The organism is Vibrio genomosp. F10 str. ZF-129 (genome assembly GCF_000287055.2).
GTDB lineage: Bacteria > Pseudomonadota > Gammaproteobacteria > Enterobacterales > Vibrionaceae > Vibrio.
This window is the reverse complement of sequence record NZ_AJYQ02000043.1, coordinates 1-1,880: the sequence shown is the minus strand read 5'-3', so window position 1 is coordinate 1,880 and position 1,880 is coordinate 1. Positions and strand designations below refer to the sequence as shown.

Annotated in this window: 5 protein-coding genes; all 5 read left to right on the top strand. The window is 40.4% G+C overall.

Translation table 11 applies throughout. The annotated features are described in order from the left end of the window. Positions 1–33: 33 nt before the first annotated feature. The 5 genes from A1QO_RS05845 (at position 34) to A1QO_RS05825 (ending at position 1,826) form a co-directional block, all read left to right on the top strand. Positions 34–282, top strand: a complete 249-nt coding sequence (locus A1QO_RS05845) for a hypothetical protein (RefSeq protein ID WP_017041379.1) — start codon at positions 34–36, stop codon at positions 280–282. 23 nt (positions 283–305) lie between these two features. Continuing rightward, positions 306–908 (top strand): hypothetical protein, encoded by a 603-nt coding sequence (locus A1QO_RS05840; RefSeq protein ID WP_017041378.1) that lies wholly within the window; start codon positions 306–308, stop codon positions 906–908. A gap of 109 nt (positions 909–1,017) precedes the next feature. Then, entirely contained in the window at positions 1,018–1,248 is a 231-nt protein-coding gene (locus A1QO_RS05835) for a hypothetical protein (RefSeq protein WP_241790410.1), read from the top strand. 19 nt (positions 1,249–1,267) lie between these two features. Beyond that, entirely contained in the window at positions 1,268–1,471 is a 204-nt protein-coding gene (locus A1QO_RS05830) for a hypothetical protein (RefSeq protein WP_017041376.1), read from the top strand. Between the two features lie 16 nt (positions 1,472–1,487). Then, positions 1,488–1,826: a hypothetical protein gene (locus A1QO_RS05825; protein ID WP_017041375.1), complete on the top strand. Its 339-nt coding sequence runs from the start codon at positions 1,488–1,490 to the stop codon at positions 1,824–1,826. Positions 1,827–1,880: the final 54 nt, after the last annotated feature.

The following is a 1,880-nucleotide window of genomic DNA, read 5'->3' as shown; positions in this document are numbered from 1 at the left end:
ACTAACCGAAAATCGAAATAGGAATTTTGGATTATGCCAATAGATCACGATGAAATGTTTGGAGAGCTTTCTGTTTACGATAAAGGCAATCAGAAGCTTGAAATTGACTGTGACCAAATGCCTTCAAGTGCTTACTCATCGATAATGAAGCAAGGTGAGAGCGACTTCAATCGTGGTCTTGAAAAAGCGGATAACCCTCACTTAGATGGTGAGTCAAGAGCCGCTTGGTTCGAGGGGTGGACTTGGGGTGCTTATAACGCCCAAAATCAGCCCAAACATTAAGTAACACAATATTGGAAAAGTTAATGGCAAAAAGTGAAATGCAATACGCAGTATGGCAAATGCCCCATGCCGAAAAAGATTTAGCTGTTTTGGTAGATGCTGCTGAGTTACCTATTTTAGAACGTGGAGTGGAGAGTGTGCTAAACCCTGACACACCATTAAATGATGATCATTTAAGACTAAAGTTGGTTTACGGGGTGCTCATGTCCAACAACCTGCGCGGTTTTCAAAACTTTGAAGGGATGGATCACTTAGTTGATGTCCATCAAGACAAATGGTTAGTCCATCTAAAGCCAAACGAAGATGAAGATAAACCATTAGAAGCAATCTATCTTGGATTTGAGGATATGGTGGTTTTGCATTGCGGGGGATTAAGAGAAGGTGATTTTGCTTTCGCTGCTCTTATGGGGCTACCTGATAGCTTGGAACTTCATTCAGATAAAGTTTGGGGTGTTACATCGTTCCTTCGTTTACATGATTTAGACATGGCAACAAACCTAATAAATCGACAAATTATCATTTCGCTAGTCGAAGAAGAAGTTGTCGATACAGAACTAACTAAAGAAAATTGGAAGTCCTTTGTTAACGAGGGACTGGCAAAGTCATTAGCTAAAAAAGTAGGTTAATTAGCATAGAAAACTGGACTTGGTACGGCCACCAGCGAATAGGAGACACCTAGCGAAAATGATCATTCAAAGAATTACGGGTAGCAAATCATGTCGAAGTTATAGAGCTATGGCCATCGATCCAAAATCCATAGCAGCTATAACATTACTGGATCCAATGGAGCTCGATGGGGATTATGGATGCACAATTACATTTCACAATCCGGTTTGTGTTGGTATTGACGAAAATCAGAATCCAATCATGGAACGCGTCATTATTGCTGATGGAAAAATAACCTATCTAGCAAAAGACGCTGGACTAGACCCAGACGATGAGCTCATGGATAGAGACGCAACTTAACGTTGGAAACATCGACCTTATGAAGAATGTAAGCGAAAATTCAATTCAGTGGTTAGGCAATAATTGTTGTGAGATTTCTGACTTTTTGGATAGCCATGATTTTAACCATAAGTCGGGTACATTAATCGTTCATTTGGCTGATGGTGACTTGCATGTGGATAAAGGCAATTACTTAGTCCGTTTGAGTAATGGCAATGTCACTTTATCTGAACAACAAACCTAACATTGGAAACTTGAAAATGATACCTAATTACGATCCACGCGAAATTTGGTTCAGTAAGACATGGACTCTAGATTCAGACGATTTGTTTGATCGTTTTGGTTTCAGTGATGGTGCGTTATTCGAAGATTTAGCATTGGCTGAACACATGAACATGCCTAATCAGCAAGAGATTTTAAAGCTAGCGGTTGAGCATCTACTGCTACCTAAAATTGAATATGTGATTGAACTCTACGATTGGAATACCTCACATAACAGAGTGCGTTTTGATGATCGCCACAAAGGGACATTTGAACGCGTCGAGATCACTGTGACAGGTGAGCAAGTCTTCCAAGTATTGGACAAGCACTGGATATAGGAAATTGAATGCTGGAATTGTGGGTCAATGGCGAAATGCGAGGTAGTACGGTAC

What these genes read in the sequence shown, in the direction of transcription:
- A1QO_RS05845 (WP_017041379.1), top strand. Translation starts at nt 34, where the DNA reads ATGCCAATAGATCACGATGAAATGTTTGGAGAGCTTTCTGTTTACGAT.
- A1QO_RS05840 (WP_017041378.1), top strand. Translation starts at nt 306, where the DNA reads ATGGCAAAAAGTGAAATGCAATACGCAGTATGGCAAATGCCCCATGCC.
- A1QO_RS05835 (WP_241790410.1), top strand. Translation starts at nt 1,018, where the DNA reads ATGGCCATCGATCCAAAATCCATAGCAGCTATAACATTACTGGATCCA.
- A1QO_RS05830 (WP_017041376.1), top strand. Translation starts at nt 1,268, where the DNA reads ATGAAGAATGTAAGCGAAAATTCAATTCAGTGGTTAGGCAATAATTGT.
- A1QO_RS05825 (WP_017041375.1), top strand. Translation starts at nt 1,488, where the DNA reads ATGATACCTAATTACGATCCACGCGAAATTTGGTTCAGTAAGACATGG.